Genomic DNA, 18940 nt, shown 5'->3' on the forward strand with positions numbered 1-18940 from the left:
GCAGGAGAAGACCCGTGGTTTTGGATATGATTGCTGTTCCCACCGATGGCCAGATCGCCGCTGGTCGCTTTGTGCTGCGCCCAGTTCAGCGCTCGGACGCTGGCTTGTTCGCGCTTTACGCAGGCGACAAGCGCGTGGCCGAAGCCACCCATTCGATTCCGCATCCGCTGCCACCGGGGGCCGCTGACGCCTTCGTCACCCGCGCGATGGGCGGGCGCTCGGATGAGCAGATCTGGGTGATGGACGGTTCCGCCACCGGTCTGGCCGAGGTATTGGGCGTGATCAGCTTGAAACCGATGGATGCGCATAAGCCGACGCATGGCCAGTCCGAAATCCGCTATTGGGTCGCCCCTGCGTTCTGGAACACCGGCATTGCTTCTGAGGCTGTGAAGGCTTTGGTCGCGGCCAATCCCCAGAACAACTGCACGATCTTTGCTGAGGTGTTTCAGGACAATCCCGGTTCCGCCCGCGTGCTGACCAATACTGGCTTCCAATACTTGGGCGATGCCGAGACGTTCTCGGTGGCGCGCAATGCGCTGGTCCCGACCTGGACCTATGTGAAAAAGCTGGCCTGAGGGAAACATGACCCTACGCGCCCAGCTTCAAACGGCGCGGCTTCGTTTGCGCCCGGTCGCGGCCTCGGATGAGGCTGCGGTCGTCGCATATATGAACGATCTCGCCATATCGCATTGGCTTGCCCGTGTGCCTTATCCCTATACTCCTGCCGATTTCGACGAATTTACCACCCAAATCGCCTATCCCGGCGAAACCTTCGCCATTGACGATGCGCAAGGCTTTGTCGGCATGATCGGCGCAGGCTTTGAACTTGGCTATTGGTTAGCGCCGCGCGCGCACGGCCAAGGCTACGCCACCGAAGCCGCCCGCGCCGTGCTGGACATGCAATTCGCCCATGACGAAAGCACCGTCGCGGCGGGCTATTTTGAGGGTAATGAACCGTCAGCGCGCGTGCTGGCGAAACTGGGCTTTGTTGAAACGGGCCGCAGCCTGAAACACTGTCGCGCCTTAGGCCAAGATCGCCCCCACGTCGATCTGCTGCTGACGCCTGAGGCTTATCTTGCCGCCAACCCGTTGGAAATCCTGACAGATCACCTGCGCCTCGCGCCCTTGGATATAGACCGCGACTGGCGTGACATCGCCCGCATCGGCGGTGATCCGTTGGTCGCTCCGATGACCAATTCGCACCTCTCGCCTTGGCTCGAAGCCGACGTGCGCGCCACTCTGACTGAGAGCCAATGGCGCGGCCGCTTGGGCTTCCGCCTTGGCATCTGGTTTGAAAGCAAACTGATCGGCGCAATCGGCATCTGGGATGATCCGGTCGAAACCGGCTATTTCCTAGATCCCGCGTTCTGGGGCCGTGGCCTCGCGACCGAGGCGATGACGGCCTTCCTGCCGCAAATGATCGCGCGCTTTGGGCTGGCCGAGGTGTTCGCCGATCACTGCACCGACAACCCCGCCTCTGGCGCGGTTCTGCGCAAATTGGGCTTCCGTCAAATCGGCGAAGGCATCGGCGAAAGCCTTGCAAGGGGTGCCGTGCCGATCCTGATCTATCGGCTTGATCTGCCAAAGGTTAATGATTGATGAATACGACCAGTCTAACCCATTGATTTTGCTAAACCGAGAGCCTGTCCACGCGTGGACACCCTAAACCCCACAAAAAATCCCCGCGCTTGAGTCCTTCCCCCCAATCCTGTATCGCCTAAACTTATCTTTCAGAAAGCCGCTCCGATGAAATTCCTCGACCTCACCAAAGTCTACATCCGCTCCGGCGGCGGCGGGGCAGGCTGCGTCTCTTTCCGGCGCGAGAAATTCGTCGAATTCGGCGGCCCCGATGGCGGCGACGGCGGCAACGGTGGCTCTGTCTGGGCCGAGGCCGTGGACGGCCTCAACACCCTGATCGACTTCCGCTACCAACAACACTTCTTCGCCAAGTCGGGGCAGGGCGGCATGGGCAGTCAACGCACCGGCAAAACCGGCGACGACATCATCCTGAAAGTCCCGGTCGGCACCGAGATCCTTGATGAAGACGAAGAAACCGTGATCGCCGACCTCGTCACCGTGGGCCAGAAAGTCTTGCTCGCCAAAGGCGGCAACGGCGGCTGGGGCAACCTCGCGTTCAAATCCTCCACCAACCGCTCCCCCGCCCGCGCCAATTCGGGCCAAGAAGGTATCGAGCGCACGATCTGGCTGCGCCTCAAACTGATCGCAGACGCGGGCCTACTCGGCCTGCCCAACGCCGGCAAATCCACCTTCCTCGCCGCCGTCTCCAACGCCCGCCCAAAGATCGCCGACTACCCGTTCACCACCCTGGTGCCAAACTTGGGCGTGGTCGGCATTGATGGCGCGGAATTCGTGATGGCCGACATCCCCGGCCTGATCGAGGGTGCCTCCGAAGGCCGCGGCCTTGGTATGCAATTCCTCGCCCATGTCGAGCGGTGCAAAGTCCTGCTGCACCTGGTCGACGGCACCTCATCGACCATCACCAAAGACTACCGCACCATCGTCAAAGAACTCGAAGCCTATTCCGAAGTCTTGGGCGACAAACCCCGCATCCTCGCGCTGAACAAATGCGACGCGCTGGATAAAGCCACCATCACCACCCGCCGCAAAGCGCTTGAAAAAGCCTCAGGTGGCCCGGTGCATGTGATTTCTGGCGTGGCTGGGATCGGCCTGATCGACACTTTGCGGGTTATTATGGCCGAAATCAAACGCGAGGCCCCTGTCGAGGAGGGCCTGCCGTGGCAGCCTTAAAACCGCTTACCGCCCCCGATATACGCGATGCCAAACGGTTGGTCGTTAAAATCGGTTCGGCGCTGCTGGTGGACCGCAAGCTGGGCCTGAAACAAAGCTGGCTGTCAGCGTTGGCGATGGACGTGGCCGAAGCCAAAGTACGCGGCACCGATGTGGTGCTGGTGTCCTCGGGCTCGATCGCCTTGGGCCGCAAAGTGCTGGGCTTGGGCGACGGCATCCTGACGCTGGAACAGTCCCAAGCCTGCGCCGCCGTCGGCCAAATCCGCCTCGCCCGCGCCTATGAAGAAGTCCTCGCCCCACACGGCATCACCACAGCACAGGTGCTGGTGACGCTGGAAGATACCGAGGACCGCCGCCGCTATCTGAACAGCCGCGCCACGATGGAGACTTTGCTGGGTCTTGGTGTGGTGCCGATTGTGAATGAAAACGACACCGTCGCCACCGATGAAATCCGCTTCGGTGACAATGACCGCTTGGCTGCGCAAATCGCCGTGACGGTGGGGGCCGATCAGCTAATCCTGCTGTCGGATGTCGATGGTTTTTACTCGGCCAACCCAAAAGAAGACCCCACCGCGCAGCGTTTCGATCTGGTCGAAACCATCACGCCGCAGATTGAGTCGATGGCGGGCGAACCGATTTCGGGCATGTCCAAGGGCGGCATGAAAACCAAACTGCTGGCCGCCAAAACCGCCGTCGCGGGCGGCTGTGCGATGGCGATCATGGAAGGCTCGGTGCTACGGCCCTTGCAGGCTTTGGCCAATGGCGCGCAACGCACATGGTTTGTGGCGCAAAGTGACCCGCAAGCCGCGCGCAAACGCTGGATCAATGCGATGAAACCACGCGGTGAATTGCGCTTGGATGCAGGTGCGGTGACGGCGCTGCGGGCGGGAAAATCCCTGCTTCCAGCCGGGGTGACCCATGTGACGGGTAGTTTTGGCCGTGGCGATCCGGTGGCGATCCTGTCGCCTGCCGGGGATACTCTGGGCAAAGGTTTGGTGCGCTACACGGCGGTGGAGGCCAAGGCGATAGCCGGCCATCGCTCCGGCGAGATCGAAGCAATTCTGGGCTATCAGGGCCGCGCGGCCTTGGTGCATCGCGATGATATGGTGATCTGATCCTACGGGCCGCCGGGGCGCTGCCCCGGACCCCGGAGTATTTGGGCCAATGTGAAAGGGCCGAAGATGGACGGGCAAATCTTGGATGTGATGCGCGATATTGGCAGCCGGGCGCGGGCGGCTGCGGCAGAACTGGCGTATGCGTCGCAGGAGCGCAAATATGCAGCCCTGATCGGGGCTTCGGCGGCGGTCTGGGCACGGCGGCAGGAAATCCTCGACGCCAACTATATCGACATGGATTACGCCAAAGAGAAAGGCCTCAGCCCGGCGATGCTGGATCGCCTGCGGCTTGATGAAAACCGCATCCGTGGCATGGTGGACGCCCTGCGCAGCGTCGCCGAATATCCCGATCCGGTGGGCCGGGTTTTGGCGGAATGGGATCGCCCGTCTGGCCTGCATATCCAGCGCGTTGCCACCCCCTTGGGCGTGGTCGGCGTGATCTACGAATCCCGCCCCAATGTCACCGCCGATGCCGGGGCTCTGTGCCTGAAGGCCGGTAATGCGGTCATTCTGCGCGGTGGGTCGGAGAGTTTTCATTCCTCGGAAGCCATCCACGATTGTATGCAGCAGGGCCTGCGCGAAGCGGGCCTGCCCGAGGATGCGATCCAACTGATCCCCACCCGTGACCGCGAGATGGTCACCGCCATGCTGCAAGCCATTGAATACATTGACGTGATCGTGCCGCGTGGTGGCAAAGGTCTTGTCGGCCTTGTGCAACGCGAAGCCCGAGTGCCGGTGTTTGCGCATCTTGAGGGTATCTGCCACGTTTATGCCGATCGCGACGCCGATCTGGAAAAGGCCCGCCGTGTGGTGCTGAATTCGAAAACCCGCCGCACCGGGGTCTGTGGTTCGGCCGAGTGCCTTTTGATCGACTGGCAATTCTATACCAAGCATGGCGCGGTGCTGATCGAAGACCTGCTGAAAGCTGGGGTTGAGGTGCGCACCGAGGGTGAATTGTTGAAGATCCCCGGCACGGTCAAAGCCACCCCCGAGGACTTCGGCCATGAATTTCTGGATATGATCATTGCGGCCAAACTAGTGGATGGTGTCGATGAAGCCATCGCGCATATCCGTAAATATGGCTCCAACCACACTGAAAGCATCCTGACCGAGAATGACGAAACCGCCGCACGTTTCATGCAGCGGCTCGATTCAGCCATCCTGATGCGCAATGCCTCGACCCAATTTGCCGATGGCGGCGAGTTTGGCATGGGCGGTGAGATCGGCATTGCCACCGGTAAGATGCACGCGCGCGGTCCGGTGGGGGCGGATCAGTTGACCAGCTTCAAATATCTGGTCATCGGCGATGGCACGATCAGAAGCTAAGCCGAATTTCCCCCTCCATTAGTTCGGTGGTCAAACGGCGGTGCTGGCGGGTGATCTCCTCTGGCACCAGCAGGAATTGCACCTGCGCCGGGCCAATCTCGGCCAAACCCGTCGGATCAATCAGTCCCTCCCACAGCGCAGGGTCGATCTTCAGCTTGGCCGCCGTCGCCCGCAGCGTCCAGCGCGCCTCGCCACGCTCGACCTGCACCCGACCGCCATAGGGCAAGGCCGATTCGAGGCAGAGGATCAGCAGAAACACCAGTTTCACATCGCGCCTTGGCAGATCGGTGGGGCTATCCCACTCAATCTGCACCCGTCCGCCATGCGTCATATCCGAGATAATCGCCAGCACCTCATTGCGGCCGATCCGCTGCTCGGCGCTACTGGCGCCAAACGCCACTCGGAAGAATCGGATCCTCGCATTGGCATGGCCGACGCTTTCGGTGATCAGCGCCATTTCCGGGCCCTTTGCCGCACCCTCCATCAACATCAACTCTACCCCGTTGCCGATGGCACCAATCGGGCTGATAAGGTCATGGCAAATCCGAGAGCCGACAAGGGCTGCAAGATCGGGTTTGTAAGGCATTTGGGCGGTCACTGCGGTCATCCTTCAACAAACGAGGCGAATATGGCGGCTTTACTGGAACCGGGGATGCTGGTGCGCCACCCAGCGCGGCCCGATTGGGGCTTAGGGCAGGTGCAGTCGAGTATTGGCAACCGGGTGACGGTGAATTTTGAACATGCGGGCAAGGTGGTGATTGACCTTTCACAAGTGGAACTGACGCCGGATTTCTCACCCCGTAACTCCCATTGACGCAGCATCTGGTTAATCTTGTGTTAACACAATCAGCGCGACACCCCATTTGGTTGCATTGCGGCCCGCCAACGCCTAAGAAAACCTGCCGCCCAAACAGCCGGACCGGATGCTGCCGATGATTTCTGACGACAAGCACTTCATCCTGCGTCTGGCGCAAGACGACCGCGATCTGCGAGCGGCGCAACGCTTGCGTTATGAGGTCTTCGTGCAGGAATTGGGCGCGACCGTCGCGTTGGCCGACCATGCTGCCCGGCTGGAACGCGATGAGTTTGACCCCCATTTTGACCACCTGCTGTTGATTGATCCGCACCGCTCGGCGGAGGATTTGCAAGATGTGGTGGGGGTTTACCGCCTGCTGCCCTCGGATCGGCTGGCGGTGACGGGGCGGTTTTATTCAGAATCAGAATTTGATCTTACCGCGTTGAAAGCTTCGGGCCGCAAGCTTTTGGAACTCGGGCGGTCTTGCGTTCATGCCGATTATCGTGGCGGCACGGCGATGCTGTTGCTGTGGAACGCGCTGGCCGATTATGTGCTGGAACATGGCATCGAGGTGCTGTTTGGCGCGGCTTCATTCCACGGCACCGATATGGTGGCCCTCGCGCAGCCGCTGTCCTATTTACAGCATTTTCATCTTGCCCCGCCCGAGTTGCGGGTGATTGCCCGCCCCGCGCAGGCGGCACAAATCGCGCTGATCCCGCAGGATAAGCTAGATCGTAAGACCGCAATGCTGGCCACGCCTGCGCTGATCAAAGCCTATTTGCGCTTGGGCGGTTATGTCGGGCAGGGCGCTTGGGTCGATCATGCCTTCAACACCACCGACGTGTGCCTCGTGATGGACACCGCGCAAATGAGCGCCAAGCACCGCGATTTCTACATCCGCAAATCGGGCCGTGAGGCATGAGCGCTTGGCGGGAAGATGCGCTGGCTTTGCCGCCCGTTGGTGCAATGGGATGGCTGCGCGTGGCTCTGCGTGGCGCGGCGATGGGCTTGGTGATCTATAGCGGTTTGCTGCTTTTGTTGCTGCTGCGTCTTATCGAGCGCCCGCTGTTCGGCCAATCCCGCCCGTGGACGCCCTACATCACTCAAGCCGTGTGCAAACTGGTGTTTCCGATCCTAGGCCTGCCGCTGATCACGCGCGGACAACCCATGCAAGTGAAGGGTGCCGTGGTGGCCAACCACTCGTCATGGCTGGATATTTTCGCCCTGAACGCCGTGCAACGCGGCTATTTCGTCGCCAAATCCGAAGTGGAGCGTTGGGCTGCGATCGGATGGCTTGCCCGCGCGACCGGCACGATTTTCGTCGCCCGCAAGGGCACCGAAGCCAAGCGCCAACAGGCTTTGTTTGAGTCGCGGCTGCGCGCGGGCCATAGACTGATGTTCTTTCCCGAGGGCACCAGTACCGACGCAATTCGAGTTTTACCTTTCAAATCAACGCTTTTCGAGGCATTCTTCACCCACGGACTCGACCATATCCTGCATATCCAACCGGTCAGCGTGATCTATCGTGCGCCCTTGGGCCAAGATGCGCGCTTTTATGGGTGGTGGGGCGAAATGGATTTCGCACCGCACCTGCTGCAAGTCTTGGCGGCGCGCAAGCAGGGTCGGGTTGAGGTGATTTTTCACCCAGCCGTTGCGGTAGACGCCTTCGCCGGCCGCAAGGAGCTTGCCGCGCATTGCGAGGCCGTGATCCGGGCCAGCCACCCGCTTGCAGCAGGTCAAGCACTGGATCAGCGCGCCAGCACCTACAAGATATAGTAGTTTTCGCGGGCAAAAAACCACGAAATCTACAAGCCAATCCCCACAGGGAAAGCCAAAACCTCAGCCCAGCGGAGCCATCAGCACTCGCAGCGCGGTCGCGGGGTTGTCGGCCAGCCAGATTTCCTCACCGATGCCGAAGAAATCAGTAACCGGGCCGAATTTTTCGATCAATTCCACGGTCAGCGCCCCCTCGGCGATCACCGGCACTTCAATCACTGCACTCCACCATTCAAACAGATCGAAATCGACCTGCTCTCCATTGCCCAGCGGAGTTGCGCCAATCGGCCCAAAAGCCACATAATCCGCCCCCGCTTCGCCCGCATTCATCCCTTCATGCCGGGTCACACCGCAAAACGAACCGATGATGGCGTCGCTGCCAAGTTCTTTGCGGACGTAGCGGACTTGGCGGGCACCATCGGTCAGATGCACGCCGTCAAGGCCGAGGCGGTTGACCATCAACAGGTGGTTTTCGATCACGATGGCCACGTCGCGGGCATGGCTGACCAGACGGCAGGCATCGGCGGCGCGCTGGATCATCTCCTCATCCTTGGTGGCCAAGGCAAGGCGGACACAGGCGATATCGGTGCTGTCCAGCACAGCGGCCAAGCGGTCAGGGAAGGTTTCCAGATCAATCGCGGGCGGGGTGATCAAGGTGATCTGCGGGCGGTCTTGCTCGGCCATCGGTGTATCCTGCATGAAGTTGGGCCGTCATAGCCTAGAATGGCGGGCTTGGCGAGGGCGGTGGGGTGGCGTATCAGGCGGCATCTTACCCGGAGAAAACCCATGATCCCGCCCGCTTTCATTCTGGTCCGCCCGCAAATGGGCGAGAACATCGGTGCCGCGGCCCGCGCGATGCTGAACTTTGGGCTGGAGCGGATGCGGATTGTGGCCCCTCGGGACGGCTGGCCGAATTCGGCTGCAGTGGCTTTGGCATCGGGGGCGGGGCGGGTGCTGGATCAGGCGGGGTTGTTCGGCTCGGTGCAGGACGCGATTGCCGATTGTGATTTCGTCTTCGCCACCACGGCGCGGGGGCGGGAGTTGACCAAGCCGATTTATACGCCTGAGGCCGCGATGGAGCATGCGCGGGCTTTGGTGGCGGCGGGGAAACGGGTGGGGGTGCTGTTCGGGCCAGAGCGGGCGGGGTTGGAGAATGAAGATGTGGTGCTGGCCAACGCGATCGTGACGGTGCCGGTCAATCCGGAGTTTGCCTCGCTTAATCTGGCGCAGTGTGTGCTGCTGATGGGATATGAGTGGCGCAGGCAGACCCAGCCTGCGGAGGGCGTGGTGATGGAGATGGCCCGGACGGAGATGGCTTCGGGGATTGAGATTGAGAAGCTGGGGGATCATTTTGAGGAGCGGCTGGCGGCAGCGGGGTTCTTCTTTCCTGAGGCCAAAGTGCCCGGGATGAAGGCCAGCTTGCGGAATATGTGGGCTCGGTTGGGGTTGACAAAGGCCGAGGTTCAGACCTTTCACGGCATGCTGCGCCAGATTGCCTATAAGCTGCGGGCACAGGGGGATGAGTGACGGTCCCGACTCGGGACCATTGTTTTTATTGGGTTATTCCGACGGGTTGGGGTTATGGTTAATGGAGCTTAACAGCCGTTTTGGTTTTAAAGCCGGTTGTGGGCTTTCGGTTGCATCCAGAGCGCGCCCGCTCTTTCATTTGATAGCCGTCACAATATGCGCACAAATCTTGCCAGCAATAGAGCCTGTCCCGTAGCGCGCTTCAAGGGCGTCAGCCGCTACATCTGTGACGTGCTGAAGCGCGTTTGGGTCGCGGGCTTCAATTTCACCGCGCAGGGGCGTTCCTTGGCAATAGGCAGTGGCAACTTGCCGCGCGGAAGGGCCGCGACTGGTTTCTTGCTTGCGCAGGATGGATGCTTCAGAGAATCCGGCGCGGTTTAGATCGGCGCGAATCTGATCGTGGTCAAAATAGCCATGGGGCGTTCGTGACATGAACTGGGGCGGATTGTCCGGGAATACCGTCGCGGCGGCATGGGATACAACATCGGCAAACTCATTATTCTCAATCTTATCCCAGACACTGAAGAAGAAGCTGCCACCGGTTTTCAGCACCCGCCGGGCCTCGGAATAGCCCTTGGCACGGTCGGGAAAGAACATTGCGCCGTATTGACACAGGACGACCTCGAAGGAGTCGTCTTCGAAAGGCAGGTTCAATGCATCGGCCTGACGCCATTCAATCCGCGTGTCAGGCGGCTGTCGTTTGGCTGCATGATCGAGCATCGGTTGGCTGAGATCTGTGACGACATAGCGGGCGTCCGGGCGCAAATGTTTGATCAATGCGCGCGGAACCACGCCGCTTCCCGCTGCGGTCTCCAGCACGGACATCGGGCCAACAGAGGCGACACGGGCCGCCATGTCTTCCGCATAAGCCTGAAAGATCAGCGGAACCATGTAGGTGTCGTAGAATTCCGGAATTGAACCGGAAAATAGCTTGTCGGCAGAAGTCATTTTGCATCATCCAATTTGAAAAATGGGCATGAGCGACTGATCTGGTGTGTCTGGGCAATGTGAATATTACAGCGCCGGACGGACGAGTTATAGCACGGAAATTGAGAAAATAGTTTGCAATTTTCATAGGGCTCTTACCCAGAGATGGCGTTCGAGGCTGCGACTATCTCACCTGTTTGATTGGTCAAAACTGCGGGTTTTTATCAGCGGGGACATGATGGGTTGTGCTTTTGGCGGACGGGGGAGCCTCCGGCGGGGATATTTGGGCCAAGATGAAATGCTGGGCGTTGGCAGGGTTGCAGAAGGTGGAGCCTCCGGCGGGGATATTTGGGCCAGTATAAAATGGTTTGGCGGGAATTTGGGGGCAGTCGCTTGTTTGTTCGGGTGCGACGGCTTTTGGGGTGTTGGGGGGAGTGTTTGGCAGGGCGGATTGCTCACAAGCGCGTGACGGTTTGCGGTATCTGGCCGCAGGGGTGGGCCTTGAAGCTGCTTTGGGCGCGGCCTAGTGTCGGGCCAAGCAACGAAGGGGTTGGGCATGGCCACGAAGCGCAGCATTTTTGAGGAAGTTGGCGCGGGCGGGCCTGCGGTGGCGGCTCCGCAGGGCGGGTTGATTGATGGGCGTGGCAAGGGGGCGCGGCGCGGGATCAGGGCTTGGCTGTTGGTGATCTTTGCGCTGGTCGCTTTGATGATCGTGGTGGGCGGGCTGACGCGGCTGACGGATTCAGGGTTGTCGATTACGGAATGGAAGCCGGTGACTGGGGCTATTCCACCGCTGAATGCGGCTGACTGGGCGGCGGAGTTTGCAAAATATCAAGCAAGTCCCGAATTTCAGCTGCAAAATACCGCGATGACGTTGGATCAGTTCAAGTCGATCTTTTGGTGGGAATGGGGGCACAGACAGCTTGGTCGGGTGATTGGGCTGGTTTGGGCGGGGGGCTTTTTCGGCTTTCTGCTGGCCAAGCAAATTCCGCCGCGTTGGACCAAGCGGCTTTTGGTGATTGGCGCTTTGGGCGGTTTGCAAGGCGCGATTGGCTGGTGGATGGTATCCTCCGGTCTGACCGGGGCGATGGTGGATGTGGCCTCTTATCGGTTGGCCACGCATCTGGGGCTGGCGTTTATCATCCTTGGGCTGATCACTTGGTATGCGCTGCTGCTGGGGCGAACGGAAACTGATCTGCTTGTGGCGCGGCGGGCGGGCGAGCGCAAGCTGGTGGTCAAGGCCACGGGGCTTATGCATCTGGCGTTTGTCCAGATCTTGCTGGGAGCGCTGGTGGCAGGCATTGATGCGGGCCGGGCGTTTCCGACCTGGCCGGATATGAACGGGCAGTTCTTTCCGGCGGATGCGTTTTATGTGCCGGATGGCGCGGGGGGCGTCTTGCCTGTGTGGCACGCGTTCTTTGAAAATCCCGGTTTGGTGCAATTTATGCATCGGATGTGGGGCTATTTGCTGTTCGCTTATGGGATTTTGGTATGGCTGCGCGGGCGGGCCTCGGGCAGTTTTGCCACGCGGCGGGCGTTTCATGCGGTGATGCTGATGATGGTCGCTCAGGTGGCGTTGGGGATTTACACCGCGCTTACGGCAGCACAGCCGCATGTGGCGATCACCCATCAGGTGGGCGCGGTGGTTTTGTGGGTGTTGATCATTCGGGCGCGGCATTTGTCGATGTATCCGGTGGCGGGCTCGATCCGGGAGGGAACGGCGTGAATAATACGGCTTATGCAGAGTTGATGGCCTATCAGCGCGATACCGAGGCTTTGGGCAAGATTGCCGAGCGGACGGGGTGGGATCAGGAAACCATGATGCCGCGCGGTGGGGCGGATCAGCGCGGCATTGAGATGGCGGCGATGGAGGGGGTGCTGCATGCGCGTCGGAGTCATCCGCAGATCGCGCAGTGGTTGGCGGATGCCGAGGCTGCGGATGCTGCGGCGGCGGCGCAGCTGTATCAGATTGACCGGTCTTACAAGCGGGCGGTGAAGGTGCCGGGGGATCTGGCGCAGGAATTGGCGCGGGTGACGTCTGTGGCGCAGGGGATTTGGGCGGGCGCGCGGGCGGCGGAGAAGGTTGCGGATTTTCTGCCGACCTTGCGGGAAGTGATCGCACTGAAGCGGCGTGAGGCGGAATGTCTGGCAGAGGGCGGCGATCTTTACGACGCGTTGATTGATGATTACGAACCGGGGGCAACGGCGGCGTCTTTGGGGGGGATGTTTGCGCGGATGCGGCCTCGGCTGGTGGTGCTGCGGGCGGCGATTTTGGCGGCGGAGGCTCCGGCGGGGTTGTCGGGGCATTTCGGGCAAGAGGCGCAGTTGCGATTGGCGCGGGATGTGGCGACGGCGTTTGGCTATGACTGGAGCCGGGGGCGGATTGATCTTGCGGTGCATCCGTTCAGCTCGGGTGGGGGCGATGACAGCCGGATTACCACTCGGGTGGTGGAGAGTGATCCGTTCAACTGTTTGTATTCGACGATCCACGAGGTTGGACATTCCAGCTATGAGCTGGCTATTGACCCGGATTACGGCATGACTCCGCTGGGGCATGGCGTGTCGATGGGGGTGCATGAAAGCCAGAGCCGGATTTATGAGAACCAGATCGGGCGCGGGCGGGGTTTGACCGGGTGGATTTATGGTCAGATGGTGGAGCGGTTTGGGCCGTTGTCGGTGGAGGGGCCGGAGGCGTTTTATCGGGCGGTGAACCGGGTGCATGCCGGGTTCATTCGGACGGAAGCCGATGAGGTGCATTATAATCTGCATATCATGATGCGGTTTGATCTTGAGCGCGCCTTGGTGCGGGGCGATCTGGCGGTGGATGATCTGGAGGCGGCTTGGAACGATCGGTTCCTCGCGGATTTCGGGCAGGTGGTGGACAAGCCCAGCCATGGCGTGTTGCAGGATGTGCATTGGTCGGTGGGGCTGTTTGGCTATTTCCCGACCTATTCTTTGGGCAATGTCTATGCGGGCTGTTTGAACAAGGCGATGCGGGCGGCGGTGCCGGATTTGGATGGCGCGCTGGCGCGGGGCGATACGTCGGGGGCGGTGGGTTGGCTGCGCGAGAATGTGCAGCGGCACGGAGGGTTGCGCAGCCCGCGTGACACGATTGCGCATGCTTGTGGGTTTGAGCCATCTGAAGGGCCGTTGCTGGACTATCTGGAGGCGAAGTTCGGGGAATTGTATCGGTTGTGAGTTGGTTTTCCGGCCAAGCGGCGGCGGTTTGGTTGCTGGCGCTTGGGCAGACGCTGACCTATGCCGGGGTGTATTATGCGTTTCCAGCGCTGTTGCCGGATTTGCAGGCGGCAACCGGCTGGTCGGTGGCGGAACTGGCGTTCGGGCCGACGCTGGGGTTTCTCGTGATGGCGGCGCTGACGCCGTTCACTGGGCGTTGGGTGGATCGGGGCTGGGGCGGCGAGATGCTGACTTATGCGCCGATTTTGGCCGCGCTGGGCGTGGCGGGGTTGGGGCTGGCGGGCTCGCCGCTGATCTGGTGGGCGATTTGGGCGGTGATTGGGGCGGCGCAGGCCTGTTGCCTTTATGAGTCCTGCTTTGCGTTTTTGACCCGGCGGTTGGGGGGCGAGGCGCGCGGCGCGATCACTAAAGTCACGCTGGTGGCGGGGTTTGCGGGCACTTTGGCGTTTCCGCTGGGCGACGTACTGGGGCGGAGTTTAGGCGGGCAGGGAGCGTTGATTGCCTTTGCTGGCCTGATGTTGTTGGCGGTGCCGATCAATGCTTACGCGGTGCGCAGTCTGCGGCGGATGGAGCGGGCGGGCGGGATCACCCTTGAAAATACGCCGGGGGCTTTGGGCGAAGCCATGCGGCGTCCGGCGTTTTGGGCGATTGCGGCGGTGTTTGGCATGATCTGGCTGAACCACGGGATTTTGCTGACCTATGTGCTGATGCTGTTCGCAGATCGTGGGGCTAGCCCCGGGATGGCGACGCTGGCGGCGGCTTGCATCGGGCCGTCTCAGGTTTTGGGGCGGCTGGTGTTGCTGTTTCAGGGCGCGCGGATTGGCAATGCGCGCGCGACGGTGTGGTCACTGATCGGGGTGGTGTTGGCTGGGCTGGCACTGCTGAGTGCAGGCTGGTGGCCGCTGTTGATCTTTGCGTTTGCGGCGTTGCAGGGGGCGGGGGCGGGGTTGCTGTCGATCCTGCGGCCGATGTTGATCGCGGATATTCTGGGGCGGCGCGGCTTTGGCGCTATTTCTGGCGCGGTGGCGGTGGCGCCTATTTTGGCCTCGGCGGCTGCGCCCTCGGTCGGGGCGGCGCTGTTGCATTTGGGCGGGCCGGAGTTGGTTTATGGGTTTTGTCTGGTGATGGGGTTGAGTGGATTGGGGATTGGGCTGGGGTTGTTGCGGCGGGGTGGGCCGGGTTAGGTGGGGTGAGCCCCGCCCTACGCTTGTGGAAAACGGGTTTGCAGCAGGACTTCGAGGGTGCGCAGCCCGGTTTTGTGGCCGTAGCTGTGGAACAGCATGTACTGCGGGGCGCTGTAGATCTGGCGCAGATCGGTGGGGACTTCGGGGAACAGGTGCAGCTGTGCCTCGGGGACGAAGAAGGCGTTTGCCCCGGTTGCGGCGTTGCAGCAGATACAGCGGTAGCCAAATTCGGCGAACAGATCGGCCAGCGATTGCAGCGATGCGCCGTGGTAATCATCGCGCTGCCATTGGTGATCGGCGTCGTAGCGGATGCAGAAGCGCAGCGGCGGCGGGAATTTGGCGTTATACTCGACGATGAACAGGGACGGGGTTACGCCGCTTTCCAGCAGGGCGCGGCAGATGTGCAGGTCGTTGCCGTCGAGATCGACCGAGATCAGGTCGGCTGCTTCAGTTTTTAGGTTACGCAGGCCGTTCTGCAGCAGGGTGGCGACATTCTCGGCAGTGATGCACGCTTGCTGGAAATCTAGCACCGGCGAGCCAGAGGGATCATAGGCCAGGGTTTGGCCGCCAACCCAAAGCCCGCGCCATCCGGCTGCGAGCAGGGCGAGGGTGTTGTTCTCAAACCCGTCGCCGACGCCGAATTCGGCGAAGGTGCCGTTTTGCAAGTCCAAGCGGCGCAGGATTTCCAGCGTAATGCCATCTTCATCGGTTTGGGAAAACGCTTTGCTGCCGAAGCGGACCAGCGGGTTGGGATGATCTTGCTGGCGTTGTTTGATCGCGGCAGAAAGTTGCAGATCAAACTGGCGCTTCATCATCTGGATCTGCGGCTGCGGCGTGGGTTTTGGCGGCGGGACTGGAGGCATTGGCGGCTTTCGGTTTGGTGGGATCAGGCCCAGCTTGGTTTGCGCTTTTCAAGGAAGGCGGAAATGCCTTCGTCTGTGTCGGGCAGCAGGATGTTTTCGACCATGGTGGCAGAGGCGCTGGCATAGGCCTCGGCGGTGTCGAGGGTGCTCGTGTCGCGGAAGGCGGCTTTACCGAGGCGCAGAGCTGCGGGGAGTTTGGCGGCGAGGGTTTCGGCGAGGGTCTGGGTCTCGGCGTCGAGGGTTTCGGGGGTGGTGAGGCGGTTGATCAGGCCGACCTCATAAGCGCGGGTGGCGTCGATGAAAGCTCCGGTTGTGAGCATCTCGAACGCGATGGCGGGGGGGATTTTGCGGGCGAGGGCGACCATGGGGGTGCTACAGAACAGGCCGATGTTGATGCCGTTGACGCCAAAGCGGGTGCCGGGGGCGGCGGTGATCATGTCGCAAGAGGCGGCGAGTTGGCAGCCTGCGGCGGTGGCGATGCCGTGGACCTGCGCGATGGTGGGTTGGGCCAAGTTTTGCAGGGCTTGCATGACTTCGGCGCAGTGGGCGAACAGAGACTCAAAAGCTGCGCGGCCTTGGTCGGGGGCGGCTCGGGCGGTCTGCATCTCACGCAGATCGTGGCCGGCGCAGAAGGCTTTGCCGGCACCTTTCAGGATGACGACGCGGATGCTTTGGTCGCTGTGCAGGCGCGCGATTTCGGTTTGCAGGGCGCTCAGCATCGCGGTCGACAGCGCGTTGAAGCTGGCGGGGGCGTTGAGGGTAAGGCTGGCGATGCCGCCTGCGTCGTGGCGTAACAGGATCTCGTTGCTCATTGCATCCCCCTTTGGATTGGCGGAACTCTAGGCGGGTGTGGGGCAGGGGGAAAGCATGATCGTGATGGATGCGGCGGCGTTGCAGGGGTTTTTGGCGCGGGAGTTTGCGCAGGTGGCAGAGGATTTTGCGGTCGAGCGCGCGGATGCGGCTGGGGTGTGTCTGAGGTTGCGGGTGCAGGACAAGCATTTGCGGCCGGGGGGCACCGTGTCGGGACCCGCGATTTTCGCGCTGGCGGATGTGGCGATGTATCTGGCCATTCTCAGCCGGATTGGCCCGGTGGCACTGGCCGTGACGACGAATTGCAGTCTGGATTTCATGCGCAAGCCTGCGGCGGGTGTCGATATGCTGGCCGAGGCGCGGGTTTTGAAGCTGGGGCGCAGCTTGGCGGTCGGGGATGTGATGTTGTTCTCGGAGGGGATGGACGAGCCTGTGGCGCGGGCGGGGCTGACCTATTCCATTCCGCCTGCGCGCTAGGCGCATGAAAAAAGGCGCGCTGGGGATGCGCGCCTTGGGATGGTTTTGCGAGTTGGCTTACGCCTTGGCTTTGGTGAAGCGCCCTTCGACTTGCGCACCGCTTTCGATGATCAAGGTGGTGTAGCTGATGTCGGCGGTGACTTGGGCGGCGGCGCGCAGGGTGAAGGTCTGGCTATCGACGCGGCCATCCAGCTTGCCTTTGACCTCAACCGTCTCGGCCGAGACTTGGCCCGAGACGCGGCCTTCGCCACCGATCACCAGACCATGGGCCGAGAGCGTGCCTTCGACCTCACCCAGCACTTCGATGGTGCCGGTCGAGGAAATATCGCCGATGATCTTCAGATCAGACGACAGCACAGAGCGGTTGTTGCTGCTGACATTGCCGCTGGCGGGGCGTGTCGGCGGAGCAGCGGGGTCGGCGGGTTTGGAAAACATGCGAAATCCTTGGGCGCGAAAGGGCTTGTTGCGCAGATAAGGACCCATGGCGCGCTGCTGGTCAAGCCTTGGACTGGCGGGCGGTGTCGCGAAAGCGCGATGCGGGTCGTGGTTCGGCTGACAAGCGCCGAAGGATTTGATCATATGGGGTGTAAGAATCGCCCCGAAGGGGGGGGCAGGATATGACACTTGGTCGCAATGATGAATTTTTCGCACCGGTCTCCGGTTTTGATTTGCCGCGATTCGCAGGGATACCGACGTTTATGCGGCTGCCGCATGTGCCGTTTGAGCATGATCGGTTTGGCGAGGTGGAGATTGGCTTGATTGGCGCGCCTTGGGATGGCGGCACGACCAACCGGGCCGGACCGCGACACGGGCCACGGCAGTTGCGCGATCTGTCGACGATGATCCGGGCGATGAATGGGGTGACGTGGGTCGCGCCGTTTGAATTGGCCAACTGCGCCGATCTGGGCGATGTGGCGGTGAACCCGGCGGATCTGATGGATACGCTGGCGCGGATGGAGGCATTTTATGATCGCGTCGTGGCGGCGGGGGTGTTGCCGCTGACTGGGGGCGGCGATCATCTGTGTTCCTTGCCGATTCTGCGGGCGGTGGCGAAGCGGCGTCCGGTGGGGATGATCCAGTTCGACAGCCACACGGATTTGAACGACATCTACTTTGGCACATCGAAGTATAACCACGGCACGCCGTTCCGCCGCGCGGTGGAAGAGGGGCTGATCGACCCCAAGCGCTATTGCCTGATCGGGGTGCGCGGCACGGCTTATGGCCGGGAAGATTGGGATTTCGCGGCGGCCAACGGCATCCGCATCATCGCGATTGAGGAGTTCCATGCGCGGGGTGTTGAGGATGTGATGGCCGAGGCGCGCGATATCGTTGGGTCGGGTGACACCTATATTACCTATGACATTGATTTCGTCGATCCGACCTTTGCGCCGGGGACGGGGACGCCAGAGGTTGGGGGGCCGAATTCGTGGCAGGCGTTGCAGGTGGCGCGGCTTTTGAAGGGCGTCAATATAGTGGGGGCTGATTTGGTTGAGGTCTCGCCACCGTTCGATGCCAGTGGTGGGACGGCGTGGCTGGGGATCTCGATCATGTTCGAGATGCTGTGCGTGATGGCCGAGCGGGTTGCGGCTTTGCGGGGATAGGGAGTGACCGGGGCCAGCCCCCGGGCCCCCAGAGTATTTGAGCCAATATGAAAGGCTATAGAGAATGACGGCTGAGATGATTGTGACCAATGCGAAGGTCTTGACGATGGATGCAGCGAAGCCTCGGGCTGAGGCGGTGGCTTTGGCGGGCGGCAAGATTGTGGCGGTTGGGACGGCGGCTGAGGTGGTGGCGTTGGCCGGGCCTGATACCTGGGTGATTGATGCGGGCGGGCGGACTTTGTTGCCGGGGTTCTTTGAAAGCCATTTGCATCTGGTGCTGGGTGGCAATGAGTTGGTGCAGTTGCAGATTGGCGGGGTGCATGGCTTTGACGCGTTGAAGGCGGCGTTTGAGGCTTATGCTGTAGAGTATCCGGCCAATGCTTTGTTGATGGCGCAGGGGGCGTCTTATGAGATTCTGGATCAGCCTGTGACGCGGCAGGATCTGGACCGGGTGATTGCGGATCGCCCGATTGCGATGATGTCGCCGGATCACCATACGGTTTGGGCCAATACTTCGGCTTTGGCGGCGGCGGGGCTGCTGCATGGGGCTGCGATGCCGCATGGGCATGAG

Annotated in this window: 21 protein-coding genes (1 of these 21 running past the window's edge); 15 read left to right on the top strand and 6 right to left on the bottom strand. The window is 61.3% G+C overall.

The window, feature by feature from the left end; genetic code table 11:
- The first annotated feature begins 14 nt into the window (after positions 1–14).
- The 5 genes from ACS5RD_RS08235 (at position 15) to ACS5RD_RS08255 (ending at position 5210) form a co-directional block, all read left to right on the top strand.
- Positions 15–575, top strand: a complete 561-nt coding sequence (locus ACS5RD_RS08235; RefSeq protein ID WP_489930774.1) for a GNAT family N-acetyltransferase — start codon at positions 15–17, stop codon at positions 573–575.
- 7 nt (positions 576–582) lie between these two features.
- Positions 583–1599, top strand: a complete 1017-nt coding sequence (locus tag ACS5RD_RS08240; protein WP_489930775.1) for a GNAT family N-acetyltransferase — start codon at positions 583–585, stop codon at positions 1597–1599.
- Positions 1600–1746: 147 nt separating this feature from the next.
- Entirely contained in the window at positions 1747–2769 is a 1023-nt protein-coding gene (gene obgE / locus ACS5RD_RS08245) for a GTPase ObgE (RefSeq protein ID WP_489930776.1), read from the top strand.
- Positions 2757–3884 (top strand): glutamate 5-kinase, encoded by a 1128-nt coding sequence (gene proB / locus ACS5RD_RS08250; RefSeq protein ID WP_489930777.1) that lies wholly within the window; start codon positions 2757–2759, stop codon positions 3882–3884. The genes obgE and proB overlap by 13 nt, the downstream gene beginning before the upstream one ends.
- 66 nt (positions 3885–3950) lie before the next feature.
- Positions 3951–5210 carry a glutamate-5-semialdehyde dehydrogenase gene (locus tag ACS5RD_RS08255; protein ID WP_489930778.1) on the top strand — a complete coding sequence of 420 codons (1260 nt, stop codon included), beginning with the start codon at positions 3951–3953 and terminating at the stop codon, positions 5208–5210.
- Here the strand turns inward: ACS5RD_RS08255 and ACS5RD_RS08260 are convergent.
- A complete protein-coding gene (locus ACS5RD_RS08260) occupies positions 5200–5796 on the bottom strand; it encodes a histidine phosphotransferase family protein (RefSeq protein ID WP_489931352.1) in 597 nt (198 codons plus the stop codon). The genes ACS5RD_RS08255 and ACS5RD_RS08260 overlap by 11 nt on opposite strands.
- Before the next feature lie 42 nt (positions 5797–5838).
- On the opposite strand from ACS5RD_RS08260, the gene ACS5RD_RS08265 reads away from it, so the two are divergent.
- The 3 genes from ACS5RD_RS08265 (at position 5839) to olsA (ending at position 7782) form a co-directional block, all read left to right on the top strand.
- Positions 5839–6024, top strand: coding sequence for a DUF3553 domain-containing protein (locus ACS5RD_RS08265; RefSeq protein ID WP_054009154.1), 186 nt, complete (start codon positions 5839–5841; stop codon positions 6022–6024).
- Between the two features lie 118 nt (positions 6025–6142).
- Complete coding sequence (gene olsB, locus ACS5RD_RS08270; RefSeq protein WP_489930779.1) at positions 6143–6928, top strand: L-ornithine N(alpha)-acyltransferase; 786 nt, start codon at positions 6143–6145, stop codon at positions 6926–6928.
- Positions 6925–7782, top strand: a complete 858-nt coding sequence (gene olsA, locus ACS5RD_RS08275) for a lyso-ornithine lipid O-acyltransferase (protein WP_489930780.1) — start codon at positions 6925–6927, stop codon at positions 7780–7782. The genes olsB and olsA overlap by 4 nt, the downstream gene beginning before the upstream one ends.
- Before the next feature lie 63 nt (positions 7783–7845).
- Here olsA and ACS5RD_RS08280 read toward each other — a convergent pair whose 3' ends face one another.
- Positions 7846–8466: a thiamine phosphate synthase gene (locus ACS5RD_RS08280; protein WP_054009167.1), complete on the bottom strand. Its 621-nt coding sequence runs from the start codon at positions 8464–8466 to the stop codon at positions 7846–7848.
- Between the two features lie 102 nt (positions 8467–8568).
- On the opposite strand from ACS5RD_RS08280, the gene ACS5RD_RS08285 reads away from it, so the two are divergent.
- Positions 8569–9309 carry an RNA methyltransferase gene (locus tag ACS5RD_RS08285; RefSeq protein ID WP_489930781.1) on the top strand — a complete coding sequence of 247 codons (741 nt, stop codon included), beginning with the start codon at positions 8569–8571 and terminating at the stop codon, positions 9307–9309.
- A gap of 135 nt (positions 9310–9444) precedes the next feature.
- Here the strand turns inward: ACS5RD_RS08285 and ACS5RD_RS08290 are convergent, their stop codons facing one another.
- On the bottom strand, positions 9445–10257 hold the full coding sequence (locus ACS5RD_RS08290) for a class I SAM-dependent methyltransferase (protein ID WP_489930782.1): 813 nt from the start codon (positions 10255–10257) through the stop codon (positions 9445–9447).
- 535 nt (positions 10258–10792) lie between these two features.
- Here ACS5RD_RS08290 and ctaA point away from each other — a divergent pair.
- The 3 genes from ctaA to ACS5RD_RS08305 are packed head-to-tail and all read left to right on the top strand — an operon-like array spanning position 10793 to position 14618.
- Positions 10793–11962: a heme A synthase gene (gene ctaA, locus ACS5RD_RS08295; RefSeq protein ID WP_489930783.1), complete on the top strand. Its 1170-nt coding sequence runs from the start codon at positions 10793–10795 to the stop codon at positions 11960–11962.
- A 23-nt stretch (positions 11963–11985) separates the two neighbouring features.
- A complete protein-coding gene (locus ACS5RD_RS08300; RefSeq protein WP_489931353.1) occupies positions 11986–13434 on the top strand; it encodes a carboxypeptidase M32 in 1449 nt (482 codons plus the stop codon).
- On the top strand, positions 13431–14618 hold the full coding sequence (locus tag ACS5RD_RS08305; protein ID WP_489930784.1) for an MFS transporter: 1188 nt from the start codon (positions 13431–13433) through the stop codon (positions 14616–14618). Before ACS5RD_RS08300 ends, ACS5RD_RS08305 begins: the two co-directional genes overlap by 4 nt.
- A gap of 17 nt (positions 14619–14635) precedes the next feature.
- On the opposite strand, the gene ACS5RD_RS08310 is transcribed toward ACS5RD_RS08305, so the two are convergent.
- Together ACS5RD_RS08310 and ACS5RD_RS08315 are read right to left on the bottom strand one after the other, a co-directional pair.
- Positions 14636–15481 (bottom strand): hypothetical protein, encoded by an 846-nt coding sequence (locus ACS5RD_RS08310; RefSeq protein WP_489930785.1) that lies wholly within the window; start codon positions 15479–15481, stop codon positions 14636–14638.
- Between the two features lie 23 nt (positions 15482–15504).
- Positions 15505–16293: an enoyl-CoA hydratase gene (locus ACS5RD_RS08315; RefSeq protein ID WP_489930786.1), complete on the bottom strand. Its 789-nt coding sequence runs from the start codon at positions 16291–16293 to the stop codon at positions 15505–15507.
- 55 nt (positions 16294–16348) lie between these two features.
- On the opposite strand from ACS5RD_RS08315, the gene ACS5RD_RS08320 reads away from it, so the two are divergent.
- On the top strand, positions 16349–16768 hold the full coding sequence (locus ACS5RD_RS08320) for a PaaI family thioesterase (protein WP_489930787.1): 420 nt from the start codon (positions 16349–16351) through the stop codon (positions 16766–16768).
- 57 nt (positions 16769–16825) lie between these two features.
- On the opposite strand, the gene ACS5RD_RS08325 is transcribed toward ACS5RD_RS08320, so the two are convergent.
- On the bottom strand, positions 16826–17203 hold the full coding sequence (locus ACS5RD_RS08325) for a bactofilin family protein (protein WP_489930788.1): 378 nt from the start codon (positions 17201–17203) through the stop codon (positions 16826–16828).
- Positions 17204–17385: 182 nt separating this feature from the next.
- Here ACS5RD_RS08325 and ACS5RD_RS08330 point away from each other — a divergent pair, with 182 nt between their 5' ends.
- Both ACS5RD_RS08330 and ACS5RD_RS08335 read left to right on the top strand, forming a co-directional pair.
- The gene (locus ACS5RD_RS08330) at positions 17386–18369 is read left to right on the top strand and encodes an agmatinase (RefSeq protein ID WP_489930789.1); all 984 of its coding nucleotides are present in this window, start codon (positions 17386–17388) and stop codon (positions 18367–18369) included.
- A 64-nt stretch (positions 18370–18433) separates the two neighbouring features.
- Positions 18434–18940: the 5' end (the start) of an amidohydrolase gene (locus tag ACS5RD_RS08335; RefSeq protein ID WP_489930790.1), read on the top strand. It continues 1158 nt past the right edge of the window; the window shows 507 of its 1665 coding nt (coding positions 1–507); the start codon lies at positions 18434–18436; its stop codon lies beyond the right edge, outside the window.

The sequence above is a fragment of the Cypionkella sp. PAMC25878 genome, from assembly GCF_058135695.1.

What these genes read in the sequence shown, in the direction of transcription:
- obgE (WP_489930776.1), top strand. Translation starts at nt 1,747, where the DNA reads ATGAAATTCCTCGACCTCACCAAAGTCTACATCCGCTCCGGCGGCGGC.
- ACS5RD_RS08320 (WP_489930787.1), top strand. Translation starts at nt 16,349, where the DNA reads ATGATCGTGATGGATGCGGCGGCGTTGCAGGGGTTTTTGGCGCGGGAG.
- ACS5RD_RS08330 (WP_489930789.1), top strand. Translation starts at nt 17,386, where the DNA reads ATGACACTTGGTCGCAATGATGAATTTTTCGCACCGGTCTCCGGTTTT.
- ACS5RD_RS08240 (WP_489930775.1), top strand. Translation starts at nt 583, where the DNA reads ATGACCCTACGCGCCCAGCTTCAAACGGCGCGGCTTCGTTTGCGCCCG.
- ACS5RD_RS08255 (WP_489930778.1), top strand. Translation starts at nt 3,951, where the DNA reads ATGGACGGGCAAATCTTGGATGTGATGCGCGATATTGGCAGCCGGGCG.
- ctaA (WP_489930783.1), top strand. Translation starts at nt 10,793, where the DNA reads ATGGCCACGAAGCGCAGCATTTTTGAGGAAGTTGGCGCGGGCGGGCCT.
- olsA (WP_489930780.1), top strand. Translation starts at nt 6,925, where the DNA reads ATGAGCGCTTGGCGGGAAGATGCGCTGGCTTTGCCGCCCGTTGGTGCA.
- ACS5RD_RS08300 (WP_489931353.1), top strand. Translation starts at nt 11,986, where the DNA reads ATGGCCTATCAGCGCGATACCGAGGCTTTGGGCAAGATTGCCGAGCGG.
- ACS5RD_RS08325 (WP_489930788.1), bottom strand. Translation starts at nt 17,203, where the DNA reads ATGTTTTCCAAACCCGCCGACCCCGCTGCTCCGCCGACACGCCCCGCC.
- ACS5RD_RS08265 (WP_054009154.1), top strand. Translation starts at nt 5,839, where the DNA reads ATGGCGGCTTTACTGGAACCGGGGATGCTGGTGCGCCACCCAGCGCGG.
- ACS5RD_RS08285 (WP_489930781.1), top strand. Translation starts at nt 8,569, where the DNA reads ATGATCCCGCCCGCTTTCATTCTGGTCCGCCCGCAAATGGGCGAGAAC.
- ACS5RD_RS08310 (WP_489930785.1), bottom strand. Translation starts at nt 15,481, where the DNA reads ATGCCTCCAGTCCCGCCGCCAAAACCCACGCCGCAGCCGCAGATCCAG.
- ACS5RD_RS08280 (WP_054009167.1), bottom strand. Translation starts at nt 8,466, where the DNA reads ATGGCCGAGCAAGACCGCCCGCAGATCACCTTGATCACCCCGCCCGCG.
- olsB (WP_489930779.1), top strand. Translation starts at nt 6,143, where the DNA reads ATGATTTCTGACGACAAGCACTTCATCCTGCGTCTGGCGCAAGACGAC.
- ACS5RD_RS08290 (WP_489930782.1), bottom strand. Translation starts at nt 10,257, where the DNA reads ATGACTTCTGCCGACAAGCTATTTTCCGGTTCAATTCCGGAATTCTAC.
- ACS5RD_RS08315 (WP_489930786.1), bottom strand. Translation starts at nt 16,293, where the DNA reads ATGAGCAACGAGATCCTGTTACGCCACGACGCAGGCGGCATCGCCAGC.
- ACS5RD_RS08260 (WP_489931352.1), bottom strand. Translation starts at nt 5,796, where the DNA reads ATGCCTTACAAACCCGATCTTGCAGCCCTTGTCGGCTCTCGGATTTGC.